This window comes from Enterobacter sp. BIDMC 26 (genome assembly GCF_000534435.1).
Lineage (GTDB): Bacteria > Pseudomonadota > Gammaproteobacteria > Enterobacterales > Enterobacteriaceae > Enterobacter > Enterobacter ludwigii.
This window is the reverse complement of record NZ_KI973182.1, coordinates 3,645,665-3,671,628: the sequence shown is the minus strand read 5'-3', so window position 1 is coordinate 3,671,628 and position 25,964 is coordinate 3,645,665. Positions and strand designations below refer to the sequence as shown.

Genomic DNA, 25,964 nt, shown 5'->3' with positions numbered 1-25,964 from the left:
TTACGCCCAGCGTTTGATGATTATCGACGTGTTGATGCCGCCAAATGCGAAGTTATTGCTTTGCAGATACTCGCAGTCAATCTGACGGGCTTCACCCATAATATAATCTAAAGCACCACATTGCTCATCCGGTTGTCTTAAATTGAGCGTCGGGGCAAACCAGCCCTCACGCATCATCTGCAGACTCATCCAGGCTTCCAGTGCCCCACAGGCGCCTAACGTGTGGCCAAAATAGCTCTTCAGCGACGAAATTGGCACGTTGTCGCCAAAGATGGCGGCGGTGGCCTGGCTTTCGGCGATATCACCGCGATCGGTGGCGGTACCGTGCGCGGAGATGTACCCCATGTCCCGCGCGCTTAACCCTGCTAACGCCAGCGACTGCTCCATACAAATTTGCATGGTGTCACGTTGTGGCTGGGTGATATGGGCTGCATCACAGTTGGTGGCGAAGCCAACGATCTCGCCATAGATAGTTGCACCGCGTGCTCTGGCATGCTCAAGCTCTTCCAGAATCAGGGTGCCTGCGCCTTCCCCAATGACCAGACCATCACGCTGCGTATCAAATGGCGAAGGGGTGGTTTTCGGCGCATCGTTGCGCTGGCTGGTCGCGAATAAGGTGTCAAATACCGCCGCCTCTGACGGACAAAGCTCCTCTGCTCCGCCTGCGACCATCACGGTCTGATAACCGTGACGAATGGCTTCCCAGGCGTAGCCAATGGCCTGACTGCCCGACGTACAGGCACTCGACGTCGGGATAACGCGACCCCGAAGGCCAAAGAACAGGCCGGTATTCACCGCGGTCGTGTGCGGCATCATCTGCACATAGGTCGTACCGGTGATGTTGTGGGTGTGTTTTTCGGTGAGCATGGTGGCGAATTCGCTGACCGGCCCGGTACTGCCTGTGGAGGAGCCATAGGCGATACCGGTTTGGCCATTCGTGAGCACCGCCTCGCCAATCAGCCCCGCCTGCTCCAGCGCCAGCTCGGTGGCGCGGGTCGACATCAACGACACGCGGCCCATGGCGCGAATACGCTTGCGGGTATAGTGTTCCGGCAGGGTGAAATCATCAATCGGCGCGCCCAGCAGGGTGTGGAGGCCATCGTAAACCTGCCACTCCGGCATTTTGCGTACCGCGTTGTCATACGCCAGCAGCCTGCGGGAAACGGATTGCCAGTCCTCGCCGAAGGCGGTAACGCCACCCATACCGGTAATCACCACGCGACGCGTCATAGCATTCCTCCGTTAATGGAAATGACCTGGCGGGTAACGTAGCCTGCAATATCTGACATCAGATAGCTGGCAAGTCCTGCAACCTCTTCGGCCTGGCCCATCCGTTTCATTGGAATGATGGACATTGCCTCTTTCAGCGCAGCCTCTTCCATTTCAATCATGCCGGTATCAATCAGCCCCGGCGCAATGCAGTTCACGGTGATGTTGCGTTTTGCCAGCTCTATTGCCAGTGCTTTGGTCGCGCCAATAATGCCCGCTTTTGCCGCGCTGTAGTTCACCTGACCGCGGTTGCCCATCATGCCGGACACGGAGGATAAGGTGATAATGCGCCCCCCTTTTCGGGTGGCGATCATCGGCATAATGCAGGGTTGAATAACGTTATAAAAACTGTCGAGATTGGTATGAATGACGCTGTCCCAGTCGTCTTCGCTGAGGGCCGGAAACGCACCGTCGCGGGTGATACCGGCATTACTGACCACGCCATACCATGCGCCGTGGGCCTCGATATTCTGCTCCAGCACGTCACGGCACTGTTCGCGGTTACCTGCATCGAAAGAGAGCAGGCGACCCTGACCGCCCGCCTGTGTGATGGTATCCAGCGTCGCCTGCGCGCCTGCGGCGTCACGGTGGTAATGTACGCCTACGGTAAACCCATCAGCGGCAAGCTGGCAGGCGATGGCACGACCAATGCCTTTGCTGGCCCCGGTGACCAGTACGGAACGACTCATGCGTGAGATCCCTGATTAAAAAGCGATGTTAATTCTTCTGCGCTCGGCTGGAAGGTATTGACCCGGCCCGTGGCCAGCGTCTCCTCTCCTGCGGAGATCGTACATTCAAAACTGCCGAAGCGTTCATCCTGCATCAGCAGTCTGACGGTGATGTCCAGCGTCGCGTCTTTTGCGAAACGTCCGCTGGCGCAGACCAACTCGCGCGCACCCAGCACCATGCCCAGCGCAATATGATCTTGCCCTTTCTGCTGGCGATGCCAGCCTGACCAGACGCCAACGGTCTGCGCCATCAGTTCGAGCGCGTACCAGCCAGGCAAATCGCCCTCCGCATTCAAAAAGGGCGCCAGTACGCTTTGGCCGTTGACCGCGACACGGCATACGGCGGAATCGTCTGTGACGCGTTCAACGGATCCCAGCAGCATCATTGGCGCATCGTGCGGCAGATAGTCGACGGGTGATAAGTAGCTCATGACACTCTCCCCAGCAGGATGCTGGCGTTGTTGCCACCAAACGCGAACGAGTTAGATAAAATGACCGGTTTTTTCAGCGCGGTACTCTGGTGCAGCACGCCGCACGGCGACAGCGTCTCGTCCGGTGCGTAGCGGGCGAAATCCTGTGGGGGTAACGGCAGGTCACGCGTCAGAATAAGCCAGCTCAACGCCGCTTCGGTGATACCGGCAGCGCCCAGCGTATGGCCGGTAAGGTGTTTGGTAGAACTGCAGGGCACGTTTTCTCCAAAGAGGTCGTGTACCACGTGTGATTCAATCTGGTCATTGAGCGGTGTGGCGGTGCCGTGCAGGTTGATATAGCCAATATCCTCCGGCTGCAGACCCGCGTCATTGAGCGCCTGGGTAATGGCGCGAATGGCGCCTTCACCCTGCGGATGCGGCGCCGAAATATGGTAAGCATCGCTGGACTCGCCTGTTCCCAGCAGCGCGACCCCGGCGGGTTCACGGCTCAACACCATCAGCGCAGCGGCTTCACCAATGGTGATACCCCGACGGTCGCGGCCAAACGGCTCGCAGAGCGTTGGAGAAAGCGATTCCAGACTGTGAAAGCCATTGACGGGCATCCGGCTCAGGGTATCTGCGCCGCCAACAATGGCAATATCCACCAGCCCGGCGTCAATCAGACGCCGGCCGCTGATAATTGCCCGCGCGCTGGAGGAGCAGGCGGTCGAGAGGGTATATGCCGGGCCCTCGAGCTGTAACCAGTTAGCCAGAAAGCGGGACGGATCGCCCAGCTCCTGTTGCGGATACTGCCACCGGGTGCTGGCTTCGCCGTTGAGCGTTGATCGTACGTGCTCATCTCCTTCATCGAGGCCGGAGGTGCTGGTACCCAAAACCACGGCCACGCGGTCGCGGCCAACCCGGGCAATCGCGTCGTCAACGGTGGACTGAATCTGTGCCAGCGCGGCCAGCAGCAGCTGGTTATTGCGGGTGCGGTGCGCGGACAGGGTATCCGGAATGGACGGCAATTCGCCTTCCACGCCGCCCAGCACGGCGTCGGGCGCATCCTGCAACCAGCCGGACCGACAATGCATGCCGGGGGCTACGCCCGCCGTCAGGTTAGCGGCAATCTCATCCAGCGAGTTACCCAGCGCGTTGACCATGCCAACAGCAGAAATGTAAATCATCTCAGTCACCCAGATATTGAATGGTGATGTGGTAGTTAAAGACGTGTTGCTCGATGCTGATTGGCACGCGCTTGCCTTTGCGTTGCAGGTAGACAATGTCAGTCACCAGCTTGCCGCTGGCATTGCGTAGCTCGCGCCGATCGCCCTTGTCTTTAAGCGTCCAGCCCTTCGGCAGTTGTGGCTGCCAGGCGCTGAGTGGCCAGTGGCTGAGCATCACATCGGCCAGTACCTGGCTGGCGGGAGGCAGCTGCGGCACAACGATCGACTGTTCGGTGTGGATCCCGGTGTCGTCGTAAGTCGCCAGGAACAGACGGATACCGACGGAAGAGAGCCCGGCAAGCGTCACTTTGTGATCATCCGCGTTGAGCATGACCAGCAGGGACTGCGTTTGTCCGTTGAAGGTTCCGGTCAGCAGCTGCTGCGAACTGACCGCCGGGGTAATACCGGGCGGCGGCAGCGTCACTCGGGTTCCTGGCTGAAGCCAGGCCTGCGGACGTGTCCCTTCAGTATCGGTCGAATGGCTACAGCCTGCCAGCAGCAGCGTCGCGACCAGCGCGGCTGCGCGGTAAAAAGCATTCATTTTCGTTTTCTCTCTTTCTTAACAGGCATCGCCAGCGGCGCCAGCAGGAAGGCGGTAAAAATGCCGCTCACCAGCACAATACCGAAGCTGCTGATGGCCTGCGTGGCGCTGAACACGAGCATGCCTAACGTCAGCAGCGTGGTCATCATCGCCAGCGTGATGGCCAGCATCGACGTCAGCGGCGTACCGCGCGGGTTGCCGAAAAACAGCGTGTAGTTAATGCCAATGCCGAGCACCAGGACCAGCGCCAGCAGTGAAAACAGATTTACCGGATGCCCCGTGACGGCCAGCGCGGCCAGCCCGCAGCTGAGCGACAGCACGGACGGGACCAGACTGATAAGCCCTTTTCGCCAGCCGAGGCGTACCATCGCCCCGCAGGCAATCACCGCCAGCGCGACAAACAAGAGTCCCGTTAACAGCGTGCGGTAGAGCGCAAACAGGCTGTCAAAACTGGCCTTGCGATCGACCCAGACGACGCCCGCATGACGGGCGGCTACTTCGCTGAGTGCGGCGCTGTTGCGGGCGTTGTCCACCGGCACTAACACACCGCTTTCGCCGTCAGGCAGGGTCAGCCAGAGCAGACGCCAGCCTTCGCTGGCCGGACTGGCGAGCCACGCCTCCACGCTCACGGGCATGGCGTTCAGATTCGGCGTGACGGTGCTTAGCCCCGCGTTTCGCAGCGCGTTCGTTATGGCCGGCGCGGCCTGCTGCAACAGCAGCAGATCGCTTTTCTGGCGCGCCAGCGAATTTAAGGGCAGGGTCCGCCAGCGGGTAATATCCCCCGCTTTTTGGGCCTGGGCTAACGCCGGGGTAAAGGCTTCCAGCCGTTCCAGCGTTTGCTGCGGCGATGCGCCATACACCACAAACCATTTCTGATCGACACCTTGCCCGGTCAGGGCGGTAATGGTTTTCTCCTGTGCCAGAATGTCTTTGGGCAGCGCCTGTAGCTGGGCGATATCGTCGTTGACCTTCAGGGTGGCAAGCCCGGCAGCCGAGACCAGCGCCAGTGCCACAGGCAGGCCCACAGAGAGTTTTTTATTGCGTCGCCAGGCGGCCAGCCAGCGCAACATCAGGACCATAAACGGAACCGGACGCACCGGCAAACCACGGCACAGCCAGGGATGCCAGAAAATCACCGTCAGGCAGGAGGCGCTCAGCCCCACCGCGGCAAACACCGCCATCTGGCGGATCCCGGGGAAGGGGGCCAGCATCATAATCAGGTAGGCGGCAACGGTCGTCAGCAGCGCCAGCAGCAGCGCATTACGCACTTTGGCCAGGCTTTGCCACGGGGAATGTTCTGCGCCGTGCACCATGCGTTCGGTGAGGTAATAGAGCGTGTAATCCGCTGAAATTCCGATGATGCTCATGCTCATCACCAGCGTCATCAGATGCAATTCGCCAAACAGCAGCAGCGTCACCACCGTGCCCGCCAGCGCACCTGTGGCAATGGAAATCAGACACAGCAGCAGGGGTTTCAGGGAACGAAACACTGCCAGGATGAGCAGGATAACCCCAAGGATCGTGACGATGCCCAGCGTGGAGATGTCCCGTTTTGCCTGCTGGCTGGCGTAATCACTATAAAACACGGTACCGCGTGAGAGCAGCTGCGCCTGCGGAAAGCGTGTTTTCAGCGTCTCCTGCAGGGCGGTAAGGGTGGTTACCAGCTGATGGGTTTGCTGCATATCAAACGATGAGCCCGCCAGCTCACCGTGCAGCATATACCAGTAATTTCCACTGGCATCCTGGGTGACCAGCCAGCCGTCCATCAGCCGTAGCTTCTGGCTGTTTTGCGCCAGCGCCAGCTGCGAGCCGCGCATCAGCATCAGGGGATCGTTTTGCAACTCTTTGCCACTCACGCCGGAAAAGGCCGAGTAGAGCTGGGATAAAATCCACTGCGCCTGCGCCTCACCGCCGTTTTGCAGGCGGTCCCGGGTGGCCGAATCAATCAGGCCGTTGCGATGCTGCCAGAAGAACTCGCCCCAGGCCTTTTGCCCGGCGGCGTCCATCGGGCCTTTAACCTCCCTGAGCGAATGGCTGTTTTTCAACAGATCCAGCCACTGCTGCGCCACCCGCGGATCGGGTTCTTTACCGGGACTGACCAGCCAGACAAGCTGGCGATCAAGACGCTGCATAAACGCGTCGTTGAGTGCCGGCGGGATTGCCCCGAGCGTCTGCTTCGGCAGCATAGCCAGTACGCTGCTGTTCAGGCGCGCGCCGGGCAGCAGCGACAGCAACACACCCAACAGAATCAGGCATACCGTCGCCCACAGCAGCGCCGGGCGCAGGGATTTACGGTGCGGCAAAGCGTTGGCGTTCGTCATCGGTCAGGCTGGCGGGCGTCAGTGTGTGGCGGGAAAGGACGATATCGGTACGATCGCCCTGCTTATCGTTGAGGCGAATCGTCTCAAGGTAGGTCGCGCCGCCCAGATCGAGGGTAGCGAAAATTTTGTCCAGCGGTGTCGTTGTGGGGGTCAGCACCAGCGACCAGCGGCCTTCGCCGAGATCGCGAAAATCGATGCGGAAGTTCTCTTCCAGCACCTTGCGGTCGGCCTGGAACAGCGCCCGCAGCAGGTGGTTGAACTGGAACATCTGCGGGTTATTGTCGGCGGTAATGGTCTGCGGAGGCTGGCCGTTGATCGTCTGGATCATCCGTTTATCATCCAGCAACAACGTCATGGGGAAAGGCGCTTTTTGATCCCACAGAAGGCCGCTGTCGCGTGCGATCAACATTTCGCCCTGCGAGCGCAGCGGCTGCGGCAGATCCTTAATCGTCCGGACCTGTTCGAAATGCGCGCGCACGACAGGTTGCCCGGTAAACCGCTGCTGCAGCTCATCCAGCGTTACGGCGCTCACCAGCGGGCTGATCATCAGTGCCAGCACAGGCAACCATTTCATGGCGTAACTCCCATTCGTTCAAACAATATAGCCGGGCTGACAAAGCACATTTCACGGCTGGCTTCTTCGACGGCCACCTGGATGGTATAGCCGGTGGTGGTGCGTTTACCGGTTTGCGCGTCGAAAATTTGATAGGCGATGCGCAGACGGTTTTCATACTCTTCGATGTGCGCGCGCACACGGATGCGCTGCTCAAAGGTCACCGCATCGCGGTATTTCACCCGGGTATCGACTACCGGCCAGACATAGCCTGACGCCTTCATCTGGCGATAGCCGTAGTTAAACTGGTTGAGCAGCGCCTCGCGGGCAATCTCAAAGTAGCGGAAATAGTTGCCGTGCCAGACCACGCCCATCATATCGACATCGTGGAACGGAACGGTGATTTCTACTTCGGTCGTAAAGCGGGGATCGGTCAGCACCCTTTACTCCTTCTCTTTGGCATCCGGCAGGTGCCAGAAATCGAAAAAATTAAACCAGTCGAGCGGTGACATTAAGGCGTAATGCTCAAGCCGCTGTGCATAGCGATCGACGGCCTGTTGCAGCGCCTGCTGGCGCTCCCCGCGTGGCAGAAGCAGCGGGTCGGCAAACGGTTCGCAGTGTATCGTGAGCGCACCCTGCTGACGCAGGGCGTAAATCAGCACTACCGGGCAGCGCAGAATGGAGGCGAGAATAAACGGCCCTTGCGGGAACGGGGCGGGCTGTCCCATAAACGAACTCCAGATCACCCGCCAGTCGCCGCCGCGCTGTGGCGTGACCGCTATGCGATCGCCCACAATGGCGACCCATTCACCGCGCTCAAGCTTCTCTTTGATGGCGATAGCGGTATCCGGCCCAATGTCCGTCACGGGCATCAGGTTAACCCCCGCCTGGGGTGCCATCTCGGTCATGATCTGTTTAAAGCGCTGCGCGTTATCGCTAAAGACCAGCGCGTTGATGACTTTGCTGCCTTCCAGCTGAACCAGTGCCCGGCAGGCTTCCACATCGCCAAGATGCGATGCGAGCAGCAGTTTGCCTTGCGATGCGTCAGCATCCAGCACGTCATATGCACCGGGAGCAAAGACCACGTCACGATGAAACTTCAGTTCGCCGCGCCAGCTGGCGACTTTATCCAGCATGGCGTTACCGAAGCGCATAAAATGGAAAAAGCTGTTAAGGCGTGGCGGAACAGGCATGTTCCGCTGCGTCAGCACCTGCTTCACTCGTGCTGTCCACTGCTGTGAAGCCTGTCGCGCCGGTCGGGCCGTAAGCCAGTACACCGCGATAACCGGCCACAGCAGCACGGTAAAGGCCCGGCGGCCAAACAGCTGCCAGACGCGCAGCATCAGGCGCATTCCCCACAGGCCTTTCACCTCGTCCTGCTGCGCCCAGTGCTGGCGGCGACGACGAAACAGCAGGGCGGGAATGCGGGGCAGCATGCCGAAGAACAGCCGGGTGTGCATCAGCGAGATCCGCACGTTGTCTTTGAGCGCGTCGAAATGGGATAACCCGTCCGGCGGATAGGTAACGCGGGTCGGCAGAAAATAGCTGGTATTGCCCTGCCAGTAGAGACGGACCATCACTTCGGTGTCAAAGTCCATACGTTTGCCAAGCGGCACGCGTGCGGCCAGCTGCAGCGTGGGCGAGACCGGGTAGACCCGAAAACCGCACATGCTGTCTTTAAGTTGCAGGGACAGGGTTTCAATCCATACCCAGACGTGTGTTATCCAGCGACCGTAGAGGCGGGAGCGCGGAATGGAATCATCGTAAATGGGCTGGCCAGATATCAGCGCCTCCGGGTGACGCTCAGCCAGAGCCAGCATTTTGGGGATATCCTCAATAGCATGCTGGCCGTCGGCATCCACCTGTACGGCGTGGGTATAGCCCGCGCGGGCCGACTCTTCCAGCCCCTTAATGACCGCGGCACCTTTACCTGCGTTTTGCGCCAGACGTACCAGCGTAATCTGGGGCTGCCCGGCGGCCAGACGCTCCAGAATGCGGCGCGTCTGCTCGTCACTTCCGTCATCGACCACCAGGCAGGGCAAGCCGAACGGCGCCAGCCGCGACAGTACCTTTGCCATCATCGCGCCATGGTTGTAGCACGGGATCAGCACGCAGGGGCGGAAGGTTACTGACACAGGCGAATCTTCCCGCTGCTGGCAGTATGGCGATCGTCACCGGCATGGCGCTGGTAGCTGAAGGTCAGTATCTGACGTTCGGCATGCCAGTTAAGGACCAGCGTGACCGTGGTATCCGGCAGCAGAGGGGCCTGGAATTTCACATTTTGGATGCTGTGAAAACGGTAACCCGGTGCCAGCAGCGTGGTGGCGTAGTGCATGACCCAGTCAATCTGTGCCACACCTGGCAGCAACGGCTGTACGGCAAAATGCCCCTGGAACCAGAACAGGGAGGGGTCAATATGCAAAACGATTTCCAGGTGCTGCGGCTGTGCCTGGTGGCGTTCGATTTCATGAATTTTCATGAAACAACTCCTGTAACTGCGCATAGACACGCTTATTCATACTGTTTACCGGCATCTCATCGATAATGCGCCAGTAGCGGGGGACGGCGACCGGCTCAAGCCAGGGCCGCAGGGCGCGGCGCCAGGCCAGTTCCTGCGTTTTTTTGCCCTGCTGATGCCAGCGCTGACGGGTCTTCTCATCCAGAACCAGCAGGACACCTATACCCTGACGACCTCCGCGGGTAACCGGTAACGCTGCGGCTTCACATATGCCCTCAAGCTCCAGCAGGCGACGTTCAATCTCGTTCAGTGAGATACGCTTTTCTTCGATTTTGACCACCCGACCACGACGTCCGGCAATGCTAAAAAAACCGTTACTGTCGAAGTGCAGGATATCGTCCAGCTGTAACCCTGCGGCTTCGTGAATGAGCGGGGAGGTCACGCGGCAGATTTCCCCTTCACTCTGGAACACCACACCGGGGAAGGCGAACCAGGGTACGCTGTCCGCCTGACGGTGCCGCCAGGCGAGGATCCCGGTTTCGGTGCTGCCATAGATTTCATCCGGCCAGACGTTAAGCCAGCCATGGGTCTCCGTGACATCGCACCAGGGCAGCATTCCCCCAGCGGAGATCAGCATCACGACGGGAGGGGCAGTCAGCTCGGTATCCAGCCGTTTCAGGAACGCCGGACTGCTGATAAAAAGGTACTGCCTGTCGTGAGGGAGTGCCGCCAGCTGCTCAGCGTAATAAAGCATGGCGGCGTGCAGCGGAAGCCCCATCGCCATTGGCAACATGATGCGGAACGTCAGGCCATAGAGATGTTGTGGTACGACCGAGGCCACAATGCTGCAGCCCGCCAGGCGTTCGCCAAAACGGTTCGCCAGCAGGCATGCTTCACGGTCCAGGCTGGTGATGTGCTTAATGACCCGGCGTGGGGTGCCCGTGGAGCCCGAGGTAAAAAGCTCAACAAAGCGCGCGTCGTCAATGACGGACAACGGTGCCCATTGGCGCGCGGTCTGGGAGGAGGAGGTCACCACAATGACCTTTCCCTGAATATCCAGCGTCTTATCGCTCAGGACACCGCTAAACAGCGACTGCTGTTCGTCGAGCAGAGAGACCCGGCTATGGCCTGGAATGACCGGGGTTTTACCGGCATGCAGCGAGGCCAGCAGCGCAACAATAAACAGGTAGCTGTTTTCAAAGCACAGCGCCCAGCGTTCACCCTCCTGCTGTCGCAATGCTTCTACCAGCAAGGTGACATCGTGGCGCAACTCACCCAGCGTCCAGGTGCGATCGTCAAGCCAGGCGATCGGCATGTCGTCAGGGCGTGGAGCATTTAACCACTGGCCCAGCGGGAGGGGTTTATTCATCGAGCTTCTCTTTTTTCATCACCCGTTGACGCACCAGCCACTCTGTCGCCATCATCGTGCCCATCAGAAAATAAGCCACCATACCGTTCCACACTGTCCAGACATGCATATCGCCGTGTAGCACGGTAAACAGGGCTATCGCACCGTTACCGAGGAAAAACCCGCACCACACCAGCGTCACCTTACGGGTATATCGCACACCCGCCGGAGGCAAATTCGGTTCACGCAGACGTGCCAGCCGTTCAACCAGCGGCATGGTTGTCCACAGTGAGCCGCCAAACACGGCCAGCATCACGAGATTAACCACCACCGGATAGAGCAGCAGCCACTGGTGCGCTTTCAGCAGATAGCTTGCCGCGCAGAGCGCCAGGCCTGCCAGCGCAATGCACTGCACCACATACCGCATCGGGCCTGCGTTTCGCCGCGCCTGATGCAGACGCAGCACCAGCACCAGGGCCATCAGCGGCAACAGCCAGTGCAGACCGTTGTGCGTCAGCCCCAATCCAATCAGGAATGGCCACGCCAGCAACACGACTCCCGTCAGGAGTGGGATCGCCGGAAACGCTCGTCCTCCAGGCACGGTGGTTTACTCGTCGCGCAAAAGCTGAGCGACAGCGTCAACCACATCCTGCACGGTACGGACAGATTTGAAGGTTTCCGGTTTGATTTTCGTCCCCGTTTTCTTCTGCAGGTGAACAATCATGTCCACTGCATCGATACTGTCCAGATCCAGATCTTCGTACAGGCGAGCCTCAGGCGTGATTTCCTGTGGGTCGAGTTCAAACAGCGTAGCCAGGAGTTCGCAGACTTCCTGATAAATGGTTTCTTGTTCAGTCATAACGGATCACATCTCAGGCGCGTTGAGCGTTGATAAAAGAAGCCAGCGTGGCGACGGAAAAGAAGTGCTGACGCATCTCTTCGCTTTCGGCAGACAGCACCACGCCATACTGGTTTTTCACGGCCAGGCCAAGTTCGAGGGCGTCGATAGAGTCGAGGCCCAGTCCATCACCAAACAGCGCAGCATCGGTATCGATATCCTCGGCGGTAAGCTCGTCCAGATTCAGCGTAGTGATGATGAGATTTTTAATTTCAAGATGAAGCGCTTGCATCATTAATTCCTGACAAAGATTGAAGGCCTGATGTTAATCGATGCTGCAGATGCCGGTTTAACTGCCTTGCCGCCAGTGCCGGTTCTTGTGTCTTCGCATCGTAAAAAGCGTCGATATTCACGCGATCGCGAACATCTACGGTGAAAACAGGTTTTACGGGCGGTACGTCGTACCAGTGACTTTTTTTATCCAGCAGAGGTTCGCTGCAGTGGATCACCACGATGCGCAGGTCGCTGTGGCAGCGCACGGCAATATTTGCCGCGCCGCGCTGGAGGGAAATTGCCTCTCCCGACCGGGTTCGTGTGCCCTCCGGAAAGATTAACAGCGTGTCGCCCTGGGCCAGACGCTGCTGGCTTGCACTGAGGAGCGTTTCCGCTTCGCTGTTAATCAGGTAATCCGCTGCGCGAATGACGCCGCTGACAAAGGGATTGCGAAGCAACGCACTTTTCACCAGACAGTCGGTTTCGGGCATGACGGACGCCAGGATCACGTAATCAATCAGCGTCGGGTGATTGGCCACCACCAGACAACCGCGATCCCCGCGAAGGGCGTCAAGATTGTGAATGCGATAGTCCAGTACCCCGGTGCCACGGGCGACATGTAAGAAAAAGCGGAAGCTGGCCGCGATACTGCGACGCGCCAGGCGACGGCGTCTGGCGCGGTCGCGCTGAACCAGCAACAGCAGATTGAACCACACCAGCGACAGCAGCAACCCGCCCGTGCCAAACAGCACGAAGCAGAAGCCGGTCATCATCAGACGCCATAACCAGTTGATACGGGCAGTCAGGCGGCTCATTCGCGTGTCCATTGCCACAGCAGACGTTCGCCTGAAACCACAAACTGCCGTTCATCGCGGAGGTAACGTTGCAGGAACATCAGGCTCTGCGGCAGGGGAGGTTCTTCACCCGTGCTGCCGCTGTGGGTTTCACACTGCAGTGTGCTCCCGGCTTCAATCACCAGGGCCAGCGCGTAGGGCCAGGTGGGCATCTGCGGCGGTAAACCCGGATGATAAAAATCGGGCAGGGCGCCGTCAAAATCGACCAGCAAGACGCGGGAATAGCCCGCCTGAAGCAGGCTCAACACTTCATATAATGCCTGCTGGAAGGTGTCCAGCCCGGCAGAAACAGAAGACGAGACGATGGGGTGTCGCGCAGTGATCGTCAGGTTGCCCACCGCCGAATTGTGCACGGACATGGCAAAGTCTGTCGGCGAGACGGCCTGACCGGTCGCCAGGGAGTGCAGGATGCGGAAATTACGCTCCAGTTCGCCATGACGGCTGGAATAGACAACGGCATCAATCGCGTGGCGGCGAAGCAGGGTGAGTCCGAGGTCTACCGCCAGCTTACTGCCCGAGTTGAGGCGGCGCGCGGTCATCATTGGCAGTTCGGTAAGCTTAGGCAGCGGCGCAGCCGGGTCGAGGGTAAGGTGCTGGCGTGACCACGCCTGCCACTCTGCGGCATCGCTCAGGCCTGGCGCTCTTGCCTGCCAGTCAATTATGTTCAGTGAAAATTTCATCTACGCGCGTCCGCGGAAAACCATCATTAAAAGACAGGCAAGCCTGCCGGGCAGTTCAACTGCTCTATTGTTCAATTTTTTGACAAATCAAAAGGGTATGACCTACCCCAAGGTTGTCCAGCCGCTGTTCTACGTGGAAACCGGCCCGCTCCAGGTAGTGATAAAATTTCTCTACACTGTAAAACCGGCTGTTGCCGTTCGCCATACAGGTGAAATAAAGCGAGGTAGCATTCAGGCTGAATGAGGCGGCTTCAAATTTTTGGGCATCCCAGAACAGTTCCATGATGCACAGTCGCGCGCCGGGCTTCATAACCTGTGCAACGCGAGTCAACATGGCGACAATCTGGTCCGGAGAGAAACAATCCAGGAACTGGCTCATCCACCAGATATCGGCTTCACCCGGCAATGTCGCATGACTAAGCATATCGACAGCATGGAAGCCAATGCGATGAGATAAACCTGCTTTTTCGATGTTTTCCTGCGCCAGCGTTATCTGCTGTGGCAGGTCAAGGATCGTCACGGCAACATTGTCGTCATAGCGGCAGCAGCGTAACGCCCATTTACCCGTATTTCCGCCCACATCGTACAATTTTGTCGGCGAGCTTGCGAATATATATGGCAGCGCCGCGTCGAAAGCGGCATCAGAATAGTAATGATCAAAAGCGAACCAGCTCTCTTTTGTCTGCGCGGGTAATTGTGATAATGCCGGATAGATGGTTGGCCAGTTACCAAACACGGATAATCCCGCCGGTTTTTCTTCCTGCAGGGCATCGGCCAGATGGAATAACCCCTGGTAACAAACATCCTGCGTGAAATCCATATTCACGCGAGTCATGGTGTCATGCAATAAGAAATGGCCCACCTTTGCCAGGAAATAGCGCCCTTCTTTACAGGTAACGATCCGTCCGCTTAATCCCATATCCAGCAATACGCTTACGCTATAACTGCTCAGGGTACTGTTTTCGGTTATTTCCTCGAGACTTGCCCCTGTTTTCCCTTTTTTATCCAGCCAGGAAAGCACGCCCGAATTACGCAGACAACGCGCGGTCTGAAACAGCATCGGCGCAAAAGCGATGCGTTGCGCTTCGGTAATGGCATCCAGCGCGTTGAGGGTGTCCTTTTCGTACATGTGTGCGTAACCTTATGAGGCCGAGAAAAACGTTATCGGGCCATGTCGGCCCGACATGAGGAAAATATTACAGCGCGGCGCCTGCAGAGAGGTTCATCTGAATATCGTGGTCGAGGTTATGAACCCAGCGGTTATAGTTTTTGTGAATTTTACCGTCGGCGGCTTTCAGGTTCATACTGCTTTCGTAATTAATTGAATAGCTTGTCGCAGAATAAGGAATACGGATTTCGACCGAGTGGTCGCGTGCCTGCAGACGGCCTTTAATTACGCCCGGGCCCGCTTCGCTCATGATCCAGTCGCGCTTCTGGCCTGCTTTCAGAATGGCGGTTTTCACCTGCTCTGCGGTGTGGCCTGTACTGACAGTAGCGTGAACCTGATCGATTGGGGCGGTACGCGCGCAACCGGCCAGTGCGCCGACGACAGCAACAGTAGCAAACCATTTAATGATCTTTTTCATCAACAACTCCGTATCAATAATAACAATTTAAATCAGTAATTTTAAAAAATTATATTTTGGCGGGGTATTATCGCTAATGAGGATAATTTTTGTCGATATAAAAGTGGGTATTTATTTTACGTGACGGGAGGTGTAATGCATTGAAATGAAAGGGTGAGAATTATATGCCGTGTAATTTGCGTTAAATAAATATTTGCATGACGATTCATTTATTAGGGCGGGATAAATAACGCGAAATCCTCCTTACCGAAAATGAAAATTACCGCGCGGTGAGCGTCGCGGTAATTTTCGGTGTGTTGCACAGTTACGCGCTGTGGGACCCGTTATCCCGGCAGTCGGCTTTTCGGTCGCCCGGGACCCAACAGGATCGCCAGTTTGCTGCCACCTTTGGTGGTTTCCATCCAGATCTTACACACGCTGGTCAGCGGGACTGACAGTAACATCCCGACCGGCCCCAGCAGCCATCCCCAGATCAGCAACGACAAGAACACCACCAGCGTCGACATTCCGAGACGGTGGCCCATCATGCGCGGCTCAAGGATATTGCCCAGCACCATATGCACGACCAGAAACAGCGCCCCCACCAGCATGCACTCGTAAAAGCCATTGAACAGAAACGCCTGAATCATCGGCGGCACGGCGGAAAGCACCGCGCCGATGTTGGGTACGTAGTTCAGCAGAAACGCCAGTACGCCCCACATCAGCGCGAACTGCACGCCCATCAGCATCAGTCCCAGCCAGACAATCACCCCGGTCCAGACGCTTAACAGCGTTTTCAGGGCCAGATATTTGGACACGCCCTTCAGGGCCCGGTGTAAACCCGCAATATGAATTTGCGGGTTATTCAGCGCAAAGCGCAGCTTATAAGGAACATGGCGGACCTCGAACAGCATAAACACCACCGTCATCACCAGCAGCAGGATGCTGGCCATCGCGCCGGAAAGGCCGGTCATCAGGGTGGTGGCGTAGGTCATGACCTTCTCTGAATCCATGCGGCGTAACATCCGCTCGGGTGAGATATGCAGGTTAAGAAAAGGCATCATCTCCTGAAGCGAAACGATCTTACGCGTCAGCTCTTTGTTGTACTGCGGAAGCATGGTGGAGAATTCACTGAGCGACGCCGCCAGCACGCCGAAAAGCGCCGTCAGGGCAATCATCATCACGATGACCACGATAGTAATGGCCACCGGACGGCTGATGCCCCGGCGCAAAAACCAGGTCACCAGCGGATTAAGCACAATGGCAAAAAAGAGCGCCAGCAGGAGCTGGACAATGATGTCAGCGGCAGCATGGATACCTGCGAGGATAACCACCAGGCAGGCGAGTTTTAATAAGATGTGAAGTCCTGCTTTGTCGGACTGGTTCGGTATCATGCGGGTTCCTTAATGTGATAGCCCGTTAAGTGTAGTGCCCGGTGGCCGCTTCGTCTGGAGCCGATAATCTGAAAGTCAGTGCTGATTTTCTTATCCTGCCGTGGTAATAGTGAAACACTGTTGTAAAAATTCAGGTTAAACCCCATGCCAGAGCATGCCGCCGAACCGGCGCTGAGCGGATTGCGCCTCAATCTGCGCATTGTTTCCGTTGTGATTTTTAACTTCGCCAGTTATCTGACGATTGGCCTGCCGCTGGCGGTGTTGCCGGGCTATGTCCATGACGTCATGGGTTTTAGCGCATTCTGGGCGGGGCTGGTCATCAGCCTGCAGTATTTCGCCACGCTCCTGAGCCGCCCGCATGCCGGGCGCTATGCGGATCTGTTTGGGCCAAAGCGCATCGTCATTGTCGGGCTCTGCGGCTGTTTTCTGAGTGGTCTGGGCTACCTGCTGGCCGCCACCACCAGCCACTGGCCGCTGGCCAGCCTGGCGCTGCTCTGTCTGGGGCGAGTGATTCTGGGTATCGGACAAAGTCTGGCGGGCACCGGTTCGACGCTGTGGGGCGTGGGTGTGGTGGGTGCGTCCCATATTGGCCGGGTGATCTCGTGGAACGGTATCGTCACCTACGGCGCAATGGCGCTGGGCGCACCGCTGGGGGTGATCTGTTATGCCTATGGCGGGCTATCCGGGCTGGCTATCACCATTATGGTCGTCGCGCTGCTCGCGATTCTGTTTGCCCTGCCGCGCCCGAAGGTGAAGGCCAGCAAAGGCAAGCCACTGCCATTCAGGGCGGTGCTGGGGCGCGTCTGGCCTTATGGTATGGCGCTGGCGCTGGCAACCACCGGCTTCGGCGTGATCGCCACGTTCATTACTCTCTTCTATGACGCCAAAGGCTGGGACGGCGCAGCCTTTGCCCTGACGCTGTTTAGCTGTGCGTTTGTCGGCGCGCGTTTGCTCTTCCCGAACGGTATCAACCGTCTGGGGGGACTGAATGTGGCGTTGATCTGCTTTGCGGTAGAGATTGTCGGGCTGGTGTTGACCGGGATTGCCACCGCACCGTGGATGGCGAAAATGGGCGTTTTCCTCGCCGGCGCTGGCTTTTCGCTGGTCTTCCCGGCACTCGGCGTGGTCGCGGTAAAAGCCGTGCCACAGCAGAACCAGGGGTCGGCGCTGGCGACCTACACGGTGTTTATGGACATGTCGCTGGGCATTACCGGGCCGCTGGCAGGGCTGGTGATGGCGTGGGCAGGGGTACCGGTAATCTATCTTGCCGCGGCGGGTCTGGTGGTTATCGCATTGATGCTGACATGGCGGCTAAAAAAATGGCCCCCGGTGCAGGCACCGGAGGCCACGTCATCATCGTGAAGAATTACTGGATCACGATGGTGTTAATGATGTTTTCAGCAGCTGTCTGCGCTTTCTGCTGATTTTCCGCCGGCAGAGTGATCTGCAGGGTCAGCAGTTTGTTATCGACCTTGCCAAGCACCACGGAAGAGTAAGCGGTCTGGCCTTTTGCTGAAATGATGCTGTCCAGCTGTTGCAGCGTGTGGCCTTTCAGTTCGATAGATTTATTGGTCACGACCTGCAGCTGCGGATCGCGGCTGCGCTGCTGATCTTCCAGACGTTTGGTCATGACGGCCAGGTCTTCGCTGGTGTCGTCGCCCACAATCACAATAACGGCTTTCTGCCCGGTTGCATCGGAGTAAACGTGCATATTGTTCGCCTGGGTACCCAGCTTGCCGCTCTGGTCAGTCATATCTGCCGGCAGAGAGAAACTGAGTTTACCGTCCAGCAGACTCACCGGCTGACCGGTGGCGTTGCTCTCTGCAGACGCGCCCTGAGCAGGCGTTTTCGTGTCGCTGTTATCACAGGCTGCAAGGCCCACAACCAGCAGGCCAATCCCGACATATTTAACCAGATTGCGCATTAACTTCTTCCTTTCGATAAACGGCCATAACGGCTGATTGGCTCATCTTATCACAACTGATAAAGCGAACCCTTAACCAGCCTGCAATGCTGTGATTTCAGATTTATCTGCGAGTCTTTTCAGCAGCATATTCAGCAGGACGCCGTACATCGGCAGGAAGAACACAATGCTGATAAGCACCTTGAAGCAGTAGTCCACAAGGGCGATTTCCATCCAGTGCTGGGCCATAAATGCGTCCGGGCTACGCCAGAATGCGATAAAGAAGAAGGCCAGCGTGTCGCTGACGTTGCCAAACAGCGTGGACGCCGTGGGTGCCATCCACCAGCGATGATTTTGACGCAGGCGGTTAAACACGTGAACGTCGAGGATCTGCCCCAGCGCGTAGGCCATAAAGCTGGCGGAGGCGATACGGGCGACAAACAGGTTGAAGTGCGTTAACGCCTCGAACCCCTGCCAGCTTCCCATATAAAACAGGGAAGAGATCACGTACGAAATGAACAGCGCCGGCAGCATGACCGCGAAAATAATGCGGCGAGCCAGCGGTGCGCCGAAAATACGCACGGTCAAATCAGTGGCGAGAAAAATAAACGGGAAACTGAACGCGCCCCACGTGGTATGAAAACCAAAGATGGAGATCGGGAGTTGCACCAGATAGTTGCTGGAGGTAATCACCAGCAAATGAAAAAGCGAAAGCCAGAACAACGCTTTAACGCGCTGCGAATCAGAAAACTGCATCATGTTGTAACCTTTTTATACGTTGGGGTGAGGGAACCCAATAAAAACCGCAGCATGATACTGCTTTGGCCGGACATTGCAATGGTTAGTTTTTACGCAATCGTTAACCTGGTTGCATTGCCGACGATGGGGCGTAAACTACAGCCGTTTTTACCTGACCGAGAAGAACATGACCGATCTGTTTTCCAGCCCAGACCACACCCTTGATGCTCAGGGCCTTCGCTGCCCGGAGCCGGTAATGATGGTACGTAAAACCGTGCGCAACATGCAGACCGGTGAGACGCTGCTGATCATCGCCGACGACCCCGCCACCACCCGCGACATTCCCGGTTTTTGTACCTTTATGGAACATGAGCTGGTGGCACAGCAGACCGAAACGCTGCCGTACCGGTATGTGATCCGCAAGGGGTAAATGCGGCCTGATGGCCTCACCCCGACCCTCTCCCACAAGGAGAGGGAGAAAACCTTTCTAAACCATCGTTTCAAAATTTCACGCTTTTGTGAGGCGCTTCACCCCCGCTTTTCCGGCCGTAGTCTAGTTTTTAAGCGTACAAAAATAAAACACTGTTTTAACGCTTATCTCACTACCCTGGAGTTGACCCGATGAAAACGACCCTCAAGCCGTTACTGGCCGCCCTGTGCCTCTCCGCTTTTACCTGCTCCGTCGCTGCGCAAACCATCAAAGCCGCCGATGTGCACCCTGAAGGCTACCCGAACGTGGTGGCGGTTCAGCAAATGGGTGAAAAACTCAAACAACAAACCGACGGCAAGCTGGAGATTAAGGTCTTCCCCGGCGGCGTGCTGGGGGATGAAAAACAGATGATTGAGCAGGCGCAGATGGGGGCGATCGATATGATCCGCGTCTCGATGGCGCCGGTGGCGGCCATCCTGCCCGATATCGAAGTCTTCACGCTGCCCTACGTTTTCCGCGATGAAGACCACATGCACAAAGTGATCGACGGGGATATCGGCAAGCAAATTGGCGATAAGCTAACTGCCAACCCGAAATCACGACTGGTGTTCCTCGGCTGGATGGACTCCGGCACCCGCAACCTGATCACCAAAGATCCGATTGTTAAACCCGACGATCTGAAAGGGAAGAAAATCCGCGTACAGGGCAGTCCGGTGGCGCTGGCGACGCTGAAAGATATGGGCGCTAACGCGGTGGCAATGGGGGTAAGCGAAGTTTACAGCGGAATGCAAACCGGCGTGATTGACGGCGCGGAGAATAATCCACCGACCTATGTCGCGCATAACTATATGCCAGTCGCCAAAAACTACACCCTCAGCGGCCACTTTATCACCCCGGAAATGCTGCTCTACTCAAAAGTGAAGTGGGACAAACTCAGCGCCGACGAGCAGAAAAAGATCCTGACCCTGGCCCGTGAAGCCCAGTTTGAACAACGTAAGTTGTGGGAAGCCTATAACGCCCAGGCGCTGGAAAAAATGAAGGCTGGCGGGGTGCAGTTCCACGAGATCGACAAAACGGTATTTATCAAAGCCACAGAGCCGGTGCGCGCCCAGTATGGCGAAAAGCATCAGGATCTGATGAAAGCCATCGCTGACGTCAAGTAACCGGAGTACGTATGTCCGAACTCTATCTGAAGTGGATGGACCGTCTCTACCTGCTGGCGATGGCCGTGGCGGGCATTTCGCTGCTGGTGATGACGATTGTGATCCCCATCGGCATTTTTTCGCGCTATGTGCTTAACCGCGGTGAATCCTGGCCGGAGCCGGTTGCCATCATCTGCATGGTGACCTTCACCTTTATCGGCGCGGCGGTCAGCTACCGTGCCGGTTCGCACATTGCGGTGAATATGCTCACCGACCGGCTGCCCGGGCCGTTAAAATCCGTCTGCGCACGGGCCGTTGATCTGCTGATGCTGCTGATTGCTGGCCTGATGTTCTGGTACAGCTACTGGCTGTGCGTCGAACTCTGGGAGCAACCGGTCGCCGAATTTCCGGTCATGACCTCCGGCGAGAGCTATCTGCCGCTGCCGGTGGGCTCTGCCGTTCTGATCCTGTTTGTGATTGAGCGCCTGCTGTTTGGCTCGCAGGAAAACCGTCCCGTCGTGCTGATCGGCAACCACAGTTAAGGGGTGAACAATGGATGCATTTGTTTTGTTATTCACCCTCGCCATTTTGCTGGCGCTGGGGATGCCGGTGGCCTTTGCCGTCGGGCTAAGCGCCGTCGCGGGCGCATTGTGGATAGATTTACCCCTCGAGGCGCTGATGATTCAGATAACCAGCGGGGTGAATAAATTCACGCTGCTGGCGATCCCCTTCTTTATTCTCGCGGGTGCGATTATGGCGGAAGGGGGGATTGCCCGACGGCTGGTCAATTTCGCCTACGTGTTTGTTGGCTTTATTCGCGGTGGGCTGTCGCTGGTGAATATTGTGGCCTCCACGTTCTTCGGCGCGATTTCCGGCTCGTCGGTGGCGGATACGGCCTCCATTGGCAGCGTAATGATCCCGGAGATGGAGAAGAAGGGCTATCCGCGCGATTATGCGGCGGCGGTGACCGCCAGCGGATCGGTACAGGCGATTTTGATCCCGCCCAGCCACAACTCGGTAATTTATTCCCTCGCGGCAGGCGGAACGGTCTCTATCGCGACGCTGTTTATCGCGGGGGTGCTGCCAGGGCTGCTGCTCGGCGTAAGCCTGATGGCAATGTGTCTGGGCTTTGCCCGCAAACGTGGCTACCCGAAAGGGGAAAAAATTCCCTTTAAGCAGGCGCTGAAAATCACGCTGGACGCGCTGTGGGGGCTGATGACTGTAGTGATTATTCTCGGCGGGATACTGTCCGGGATATTTACCGCAACGGAATCCGCTGCCGTGGCCTGTCTGTGGGCGTTCTTTGTCACCATGTTTATCTACCGGGACTACAAGTGGAACGAGCTGCCGAAGCTGATGTGCAGGACGGTGAAAACCGTCACCATCGTGATGATACTGATTGGCTTTGCGGCGGCGTTTGGCGCGGTGATGACCTACATGCAGCTCCCGAGCCGTATCACCGAGTTCTTCACCTCGCTCTCCGATAACAAGTACGTGATCCTGATGTATCTCAACATCATGCTGCTGCTGATCGGCACGTTAATGGACATGGCACCGATCATCCTGATCCTGACGCCTGTGCTGTTGCCGGTGACCAATTCGCTGGGCATCGATCCGGTGCATTTTGGGATGATCATGATGGTGAACCTGGGGATCGGGCTGATTACGCCGCCGGTCGGTTCGGTGCTGTTTGTGGCGAGCGCGGTAAGTAAACAGAAAATCGAGCATGTGGTGCGCGCGATGCTGCCGTTTTACGGCATGCTGCTGGTGGTGCTGGCGATGGTGACGTACATCCCAGCCATCTCGCTGTGGCTGCCGCGCGTGTTAGGGATGCAGTAACGCCGTTTTCCGCCCTCTCCCGGTGGGAGAGGGCATCTTGTGTTATTGTCGACGTAATAAGCGGAGCGCGTTCGCCGTCACCAGTACCGTTGCGCCGGTATCCGCCAGCACCGCCAGCCACAGGCCGGTTATACCGAGCAGCGTGGTGACCAGGAAAATCCCCTTCAGGCCCAGCGCAATCCCGATGTTCTGACGGATATTGGCCCGCGTGGCGCGCGCCAGAGCAATCATCTGCGCCAGCCCGGTCAGGCGGTTGTGGGTGAGCGCCGCGTCGGCGGTTTCCAGCGCCACGTCGGTGCCGCTGCCCATTGCAATGCCAATGGTGGCGGCTTTCATCGCCGGGGCATCGTTGATGCCGTCACCCACCATTGCCAGCGGTGCATGGTTGTTCAGTTCCGTTACGGCGCGCACTTTATCCGCAGGCAATAACCCGGCTTTAAACGCCAGCCCCAGCTCACCGGCAATCGCTGCCGCGGCTCGCGGGTTATCCCCGGTGAGGATCACCCCCTGCACGCCCAGTTGATGCAGCGCGGCGACGGCGTCTTTTGCATCGTCACGCAGGGTGTCACGCAGTGCCAGCATCCCTATCGCCACGCCGTTTTGCACCACCATCACCACGGTTTGCCCGGCCTGTTCCAGCGCCTGGACTGGCTGGCTCAGCCCGGCCGCCGGAAACGTATTCGCGGCAACGATCAGGACGTTATTCCCTTCAACGTCGGCTTCAATCCCGGACCCGACCAGCGCCCGCTGTGCGGTGGCGGCAGGGATGTCCAGCCCACGCGACTGCGCTTCGCGGACTATTGCCTGTGCCAGCGGGTGGGTGGAGCCTTGTTCGACGGCAGCGGCCAGGGTGAGCAGCGTGTTTTCACTGACCTCCTGAGGATAAATGCCCGTGACCTGCGGTTTACCCACCGTCAGCGTACCGGTTTTATCGAAGGCGATATGTTGCACCTGGCTCAGCTGCTCCAGCGCCGCACCGCCTTTAATCAGCGCTCCACGACGCGCCGCGGCCGCCAGGCCGGAGGTAATGGCTGCCGGCGTGGAGATCACCAGCGCGCACGGGCAACCAATCAGCAGCAACGTCAGACCTTTATAAACCCAGCCTTCCCAGGCTGCGCCCAGGAACAGCGGTGGAATAATTGTCACCAGCAGGGCGACCAGCATGATGGCGGGGGTGTAGATCCGGCTGAAGCGATCGATAAAGCGCTCAACGGGTGCGCGACGCTCCTCGGCCTCTTCAATCAGCTTCAGGATACGGTCGATGGCGCTCTCACCCGGCCCGGAGAGGACCGTGAGTTGCACCAGACGATCGACGCTGGTGGCGCCTGCAGGCACTTTCTCGCCCGCTGAGCGTTCAACCGGAATCGACTCGCCGGTGAGGGCACTTTCATCGAAACTCGCCGTGGCGGTAAGCAGTTCACCGTCCGCAGGCAGACGCCCGCCGGCGGCGACCTCAATCACATCACCCGGGCGCAGCGTGTTAATAGCCACCGTCTGGCGTTCGCTGCCCGTCACCCGCGTTGCGGTTTCCGGTTTCAGCGCCATCAGCGCGCTGACCCCTTTCCGTGCCCGACTCGCCGCCCAGCCCTCAAGGCGCTCGCCAATTAAGAACAGCAGCAGCACCATGGCCGCTTCCGCCGTCGCGCCAATAAACAACGCGCCGATCGCCGCCACGCTCATCAGCGTTTCGATGGCGAACCAGCTTCCGCTTTTCATCAGCCGCACGGCCTGACGGGCAATCGGGAACAGTCCGACAAGCGTTGTGGCGATGAACGCCAGGTTACCGAACGGGTGGTTAAATTGCTCCAGACCCCAGCTCAGGGCCATCATGATGACAAGGGTGATAATGGGCAGGTTTTCTCGCAGGGCTGACGTCTTTTCGACAGGTGCGGTTTCGCTGCGCAGGCTGTAACCGGCCTTACTGACGGCGGCTTCAACCAGCGTGCTGATGTCATTATCGGCGCTGACCAGCAGCTTCTCGGTGGCGAAGAGCACCTGGACGTGGCTGACGCCGGGGACCTGTTTTACCGCGTTTTCGACTTTACGGGCGCAGGCCGCGCAGTCCATACCGTTGACCACCCAGCTGTAGCGGTTTGCGCTTTCCGGGAGCGGCAGCGTGTTTTGCGTTTCGCATGCGCCGTCGCAGCAGCAGTCGTCCTTCGCGGGAACGGGGCTGAGCTTAAGTGCCGAGAATTGTGGAACTTTTTTAGGTGTTTCTGGAGTCGACATGGCAGTCTCCGGTAATGATAATTTTCTCATTAACCGCAGCATACACTCTGGAGTCGACTCCAGAGTCAAGGCTTATTTAGATATACAGCGAACGCACAATCAGGAAGTGCCCGGCAAAGTAGCAGGCGGCGGCAATCGCGTTATCCGCACGGAAGCGGCGACGATAGTGGCTGCCCAGCCAGACGATATTCCCGAGTAACAGCAGCGTGGCACCAAAGAACGCGGACATTGCCGGTGCCGTCGGACGGAAGAACCACAGTTCACCCGCCAGCCATACCATCACCAGCGTCATGGCGATAAACGTGCAGACAGGCAAGCGCATCTCTTCCAGACGCGTCCAGATCACCGCGATCAGCAGCGCGCCAATGACCAGCAGCACCAGCGGCAGCGGCCAGAAGAAGGAGAGCGTCATCTGGCTGGCGAAGTAAATGGTATAAAGCAGATGCGACAGGAAAAATGCCCCAACGGCATACAGCAGGCGCTGTCGCGGCAGCAGGGTTAAGGCATCACCAATCAGGGACGCACACAGACCGGCAAGAACCAGATAGCTGACGGCGTTAAACATGGGCGCTTGCCAGGCAAGCAGCAGGAGTAACAACAGCGTGACGGGTTTAAACAACCATCGCTGCCAGGCAGGGCCGCGATAGGATGCATCGACGTAAAGCCATGCGGAAAAACAGACAGCGATAAATGACCAAAGCATATTAACTCCCTGTAACTGTTGAGTCTGAATAATCAGTTTCTTATTCAGTGTAGTGATGGGGGCAGGCGTTTGGCAATGCCGGGGAAGGCAAGGTATCCTGAATTCCGTATAATCTGATGGGATTTTTGAATGAGCAAGATGCCGCTTTTTTTCGTTATTGTGGTGGCGATTATCGTCATTGCCGCCTCCTTTCGTTTCGTGCAGCAGCGCCGTGAGAAGGCGGACAACGATGCCGCGCCGTTGATGCAAAAACGCGTGGTGGTAAGCAATAAACGCGAGAAAGCCCTCAATGACCGACGCTCGCGCCAGCAGCAGGTTACGCCGGCGGGAGCCACCATGCGCTATGAAGCGAGCTTTAAGCCGGAAACCGGCGGGCTGGAGATGACCTACCGTCTGGAGGCGCAGCAGTACCATCAACTGACGGTGGGAGAAAAAGGGATTCTGAGTTACAAAGGGTCGCGGTTTGAAGGGTTTACGCCAGATCGGTAATGTTCCCTCTCCCGCAGGGAGAGGGGTCAGCTG

29 protein-coding genes are annotated in these 25,964 nt (G+C 57.8%); 6 read left to right on the top strand and 23 right to left on the bottom strand.

What is annotated here, in order from left to right; all coding sequences use genetic code 11:
- The 19 genes from L462_RS06030 to L462_RS06120 all read right to left on the bottom strand — a co-directional run bounded on the left by L462_RS06030 (nucleotide 1) and on the right by L462_RS06120 (nucleotide 16,458).
- Nucleotides 1-1,230: a beta-ketoacyl-ACP synthase gene (locus tag L462_RS06030; RefSeq protein WP_020884520.1), complete on the bottom strand. Its 1,230-nt coding sequence runs from the start codon at nucleotides 1,228-1,230 to the stop codon at nucleotides 1-3.
- Nucleotides 1,227-1,958, bottom strand: a complete 732-nt coding sequence (locus L462_RS06035) for a 3-ketoacyl-ACP reductase FabG2 (protein WP_020884521.1) — start codon at nucleotides 1,956-1,958, stop codon at nucleotides 1,227-1,229. The genes L462_RS06030 and L462_RS06035 overlap by 4 nt, the downstream gene beginning before the upstream one ends.
- The gene (locus tag L462_RS06040; RefSeq protein WP_032679157.1) at nucleotides 1,955-2,428 is read right to left on the bottom strand and encodes a hotdog family protein; all 474 of its coding nucleotides are present in this window, start codon (nucleotides 2,426-2,428) and stop codon (nucleotides 1,955-1,957) included. Before L462_RS06040 ends, L462_RS06035 begins: the two co-directional genes overlap by 4 nt.
- Nucleotides 2,425-3,594 (bottom strand): beta-ketoacyl-[acyl-carrier-protein] synthase family protein, encoded by a 1,170-nt coding sequence (locus tag L462_RS06045; protein WP_032679156.1) that lies wholly within the window; start codon nucleotides 3,592-3,594, stop codon nucleotides 2,425-2,427. The genes L462_RS06040 and L462_RS06045 overlap by 4 nt, the downstream gene beginning before the upstream one ends.
- Before the next feature lies 1 nt (nucleotide 3,595).
- Entirely contained in the window at nucleotides 3,596-4,174 is a 579-nt protein-coding gene (locus L462_RS06050) for a DUF3261 domain-containing protein (RefSeq protein WP_014172042.1), read from the bottom strand.
- On the bottom strand, nucleotides 4,171-6,495 hold the full coding sequence (locus tag L462_RS06055) for an MMPL family transporter (protein ID WP_032679155.1): 2,325 nt from the start codon (nucleotides 6,493-6,495) through the stop codon (nucleotides 4,171-4,173). The genes L462_RS06050 and L462_RS06055 overlap by 4 nt, the downstream gene beginning before the upstream one ends.
- Nucleotides 6,464-7,069 (bottom strand): outer membrane lipoprotein carrier protein LolA, encoded by a 606-nt coding sequence (locus L462_RS06060; protein WP_032679154.1) that lies wholly within the window; start codon nucleotides 7,067-7,069, stop codon nucleotides 6,464-6,466. The genes L462_RS06055 and L462_RS06060 overlap by 32 nt, the downstream gene beginning before the upstream one ends.
- Nucleotides 7,066-7,488, bottom strand: a complete 423-nt coding sequence (locus L462_RS06065; protein WP_014172038.1) for an acyl-CoA thioesterase — start codon at nucleotides 7,486-7,488, stop codon at nucleotides 7,066-7,068. The genes L462_RS06060 and L462_RS06065 overlap by 4 nt, the downstream gene beginning before the upstream one ends.
- Nucleotides 7,489-7,491: 3 nt before the next feature.
- On the bottom strand, nucleotides 7,492-9,183 hold the full coding sequence (locus L462_RS06070; RefSeq protein WP_032679153.1) for a glycosyltransferase family 2 protein: 1,692 nt from the start codon (nucleotides 9,181-9,183) through the stop codon (nucleotides 7,492-7,494).
- The gene (locus tag L462_RS06075) at nucleotides 9,174-9,527 is read right to left on the bottom strand and encodes an ApeI family dehydratase (protein WP_032679152.1); all 354 of its coding nucleotides are present in this window, start codon (nucleotides 9,525-9,527) and stop codon (nucleotides 9,174-9,176) included. The genes L462_RS06070 and L462_RS06075 overlap by 10 nt, the downstream gene beginning before the upstream one ends.
- Entirely contained in the window at nucleotides 9,514-10,875 is a 1,362-nt protein-coding gene (locus L462_RS06080; RefSeq protein WP_032679151.1) for a class I adenylate-forming enzyme family protein, read from the bottom strand. Before L462_RS06080 ends, L462_RS06075 begins: the two co-directional genes overlap by 14 nt.
- Nucleotides 10,868-11,455, bottom strand: a complete 588-nt coding sequence (locus tag L462_RS06085; RefSeq protein WP_032679150.1) for a COG4648 family protein — start codon at nucleotides 11,453-11,455, stop codon at nucleotides 10,868-10,870. Before L462_RS06085 ends, L462_RS06080 begins: the two co-directional genes overlap by 8 nt.
- A 6-nt stretch (nucleotides 11,456-11,461) precedes the next feature.
- Nucleotides 11,462-11,713 carry an acyl carrier protein gene (locus L462_RS06090; protein WP_014172033.1) on the bottom strand — a complete coding sequence of 84 codons (252 nt, stop codon included), beginning with the start codon at nucleotides 11,711-11,713 and terminating at the stop codon, nucleotides 11,462-11,464.
- Between the two features lie 13 nt (nucleotides 11,714-11,726).
- Nucleotides 11,727-11,984: a phosphopantetheine-binding protein gene (locus tag L462_RS06095; protein WP_020884530.1), complete on the bottom strand. Its 258-nt coding sequence runs from the start codon at nucleotides 11,982-11,984 to the stop codon at nucleotides 11,727-11,729.
- Entirely contained in the window at nucleotides 11,965-12,780 is an 816-nt protein-coding gene (locus L462_RS06100; RefSeq protein ID WP_025202835.1) for a lysophospholipid acyltransferase family protein, read from the bottom strand. Before L462_RS06100 ends, L462_RS06095 begins: the two co-directional genes overlap by 20 nt.
- A complete protein-coding gene (locus L462_RS06105) occupies nucleotides 12,777-13,499 on the bottom strand; it encodes a beta-ketoacyl synthase chain length factor (RefSeq protein WP_032679149.1) in 723 nt (240 codons plus the stop codon). Before L462_RS06105 ends, L462_RS06100 begins: the two co-directional genes overlap by 4 nt.
- A 64-nt stretch (nucleotides 13,500-13,563) precedes the next feature.
- Nucleotides 13,564-14,628, bottom strand: coding sequence for a methyltransferase (locus L462_RS06110; protein WP_032679148.1), 1,065 nt, complete (start codon nucleotides 14,626-14,628; stop codon nucleotides 13,564-13,566).
- A 67-nt stretch (nucleotides 14,629-14,695) separates the two neighbouring features.
- Nucleotides 14,696-15,085, bottom strand: coding sequence for an LptM family lipoprotein (locus L462_RS06115; RefSeq protein ID WP_032679147.1), 390 nt, complete (start codon nucleotides 15,083-15,085; stop codon nucleotides 14,696-14,698).
- Between the two features lie 323 nt (nucleotides 15,086-15,408).
- A complete protein-coding gene (locus L462_RS06120) occupies nucleotides 15,409-16,458 on the bottom strand; it encodes an AI-2E family transporter (protein ID WP_014172027.1) in 1,050 nt (349 codons plus the stop codon).
- A 144-nt stretch (nucleotides 16,459-16,602) separates the two neighbouring features.
- Between L462_RS06120 and L462_RS06125 the strand changes: the two genes are divergently transcribed.
- The gene (locus L462_RS06125; protein ID WP_032679146.1) at nucleotides 16,603-17,820 is read left to right on the top strand and encodes an MFS transporter; all 1,218 of its coding nucleotides are present in this window, start codon (nucleotides 16,603-16,605) and stop codon (nucleotides 17,818-17,820) included.
- A gap of 4 nt (nucleotides 17,821-17,824) precedes the next feature.
- Here the strand turns inward: L462_RS06125 and L462_RS06130 are convergent, their stop codons facing one another.
- Together L462_RS06130 and L462_RS06135 are read right to left on the bottom strand one after the other, a co-directional pair.
- Nucleotides 17,825-18,382, bottom strand: coding sequence for a DcrB family lipoprotein (locus L462_RS06130; RefSeq protein ID WP_014172025.1), 558 nt, complete (start codon nucleotides 18,380-18,382; stop codon nucleotides 17,825-17,827).
- Nucleotides 18,383-18,454: 72 nt separating this feature from the next.
- Nucleotides 18,455-19,120: a 7-cyano-7-deazaguanine/7-aminomethyl-7-deazaguanine transporter gene (locus L462_RS06135; RefSeq protein WP_020884536.1), complete on the bottom strand. Its 666-nt coding sequence runs from the start codon at nucleotides 19,118-19,120 to the stop codon at nucleotides 18,455-18,457.
- Between the two features lie 166 nt (nucleotides 19,121-19,286).
- Between L462_RS06135 and tusA the strand changes: the two genes are divergently transcribed.
- From tusA to L462_RS06155, 4 genes are all read left to right on the top strand, one after another.
- Nucleotides 19,287-19,529 (top strand): sulfurtransferase TusA, encoded by a 243-nt coding sequence (tusA, locus tag L462_RS06140; RefSeq protein ID WP_020884537.1) that lies wholly within the window; start codon nucleotides 19,287-19,289, stop codon nucleotides 19,527-19,529.
- Nucleotides 19,530-19,720: 191 nt separating this feature from the next.
- Nucleotides 19,721-20,692: a TRAP transporter substrate-binding protein gene (locus L462_RS06145; protein ID WP_032679145.1), complete on the top strand. Its 972-nt coding sequence runs from the start codon at nucleotides 19,721-19,723 to the stop codon at nucleotides 20,690-20,692.
- An 11-nt stretch (nucleotides 20,693-20,703) separates the two neighbouring features.
- Nucleotides 20,704-21,213 (top strand): TRAP transporter small permease, encoded by a 510-nt coding sequence (locus L462_RS06150; protein ID WP_032679144.1) that lies wholly within the window; start codon nucleotides 20,704-20,706, stop codon nucleotides 21,211-21,213.
- A gap of 10 nt (nucleotides 21,214-21,223) precedes the next feature.
- Nucleotides 21,224-22,510 carry a TRAP transporter large permease gene (locus tag L462_RS06155; protein ID WP_014172020.1) on the top strand — a complete coding sequence of 429 codons (1,287 nt, stop codon included), beginning with the start codon at nucleotides 21,224-21,226 and terminating at the stop codon, nucleotides 22,508-22,510.
- Nucleotides 22,511-22,552: 42 nt separating this feature from the next.
- Here the strand turns inward: L462_RS06155 and zntA are convergent, their stop codons facing one another.
- Complete coding sequence (gene zntA / locus L462_RS06160) at nucleotides 22,553-24,739, bottom strand: Zn(II)/Cd(II)/Pb(II) translocating P-type ATPase ZntA (RefSeq protein WP_032679143.1); 2,187 nt, start codon at nucleotides 24,737-24,739, stop codon at nucleotides 22,553-22,555.
- A 76-nt stretch (nucleotides 24,740-24,815) separates the two neighbouring features.
- Nucleotides 24,816-25,442 carry a lysoplasmalogenase gene (locus L462_RS06165; RefSeq protein ID WP_014172018.1) on the bottom strand — a complete coding sequence of 209 codons (627 nt, stop codon included), beginning with the start codon at nucleotides 25,440-25,442 and terminating at the stop codon, nucleotides 24,816-24,818.
- Between the two features lie 129 nt (nucleotides 25,443-25,571).
- On the opposite strand from L462_RS06165, the gene L462_RS06170 reads away from it, so the two are divergent.
- The gene (locus L462_RS06170) at nucleotides 25,572-25,931 is read left to right on the top strand and encodes a DUF2500 domain-containing protein (protein ID WP_032679142.1); all 360 of its coding nucleotides are present in this window, start codon (nucleotides 25,572-25,574) and stop codon (nucleotides 25,929-25,931) included.
- Nucleotides 25,932-25,964 lie beyond the last annotated feature (33 nt).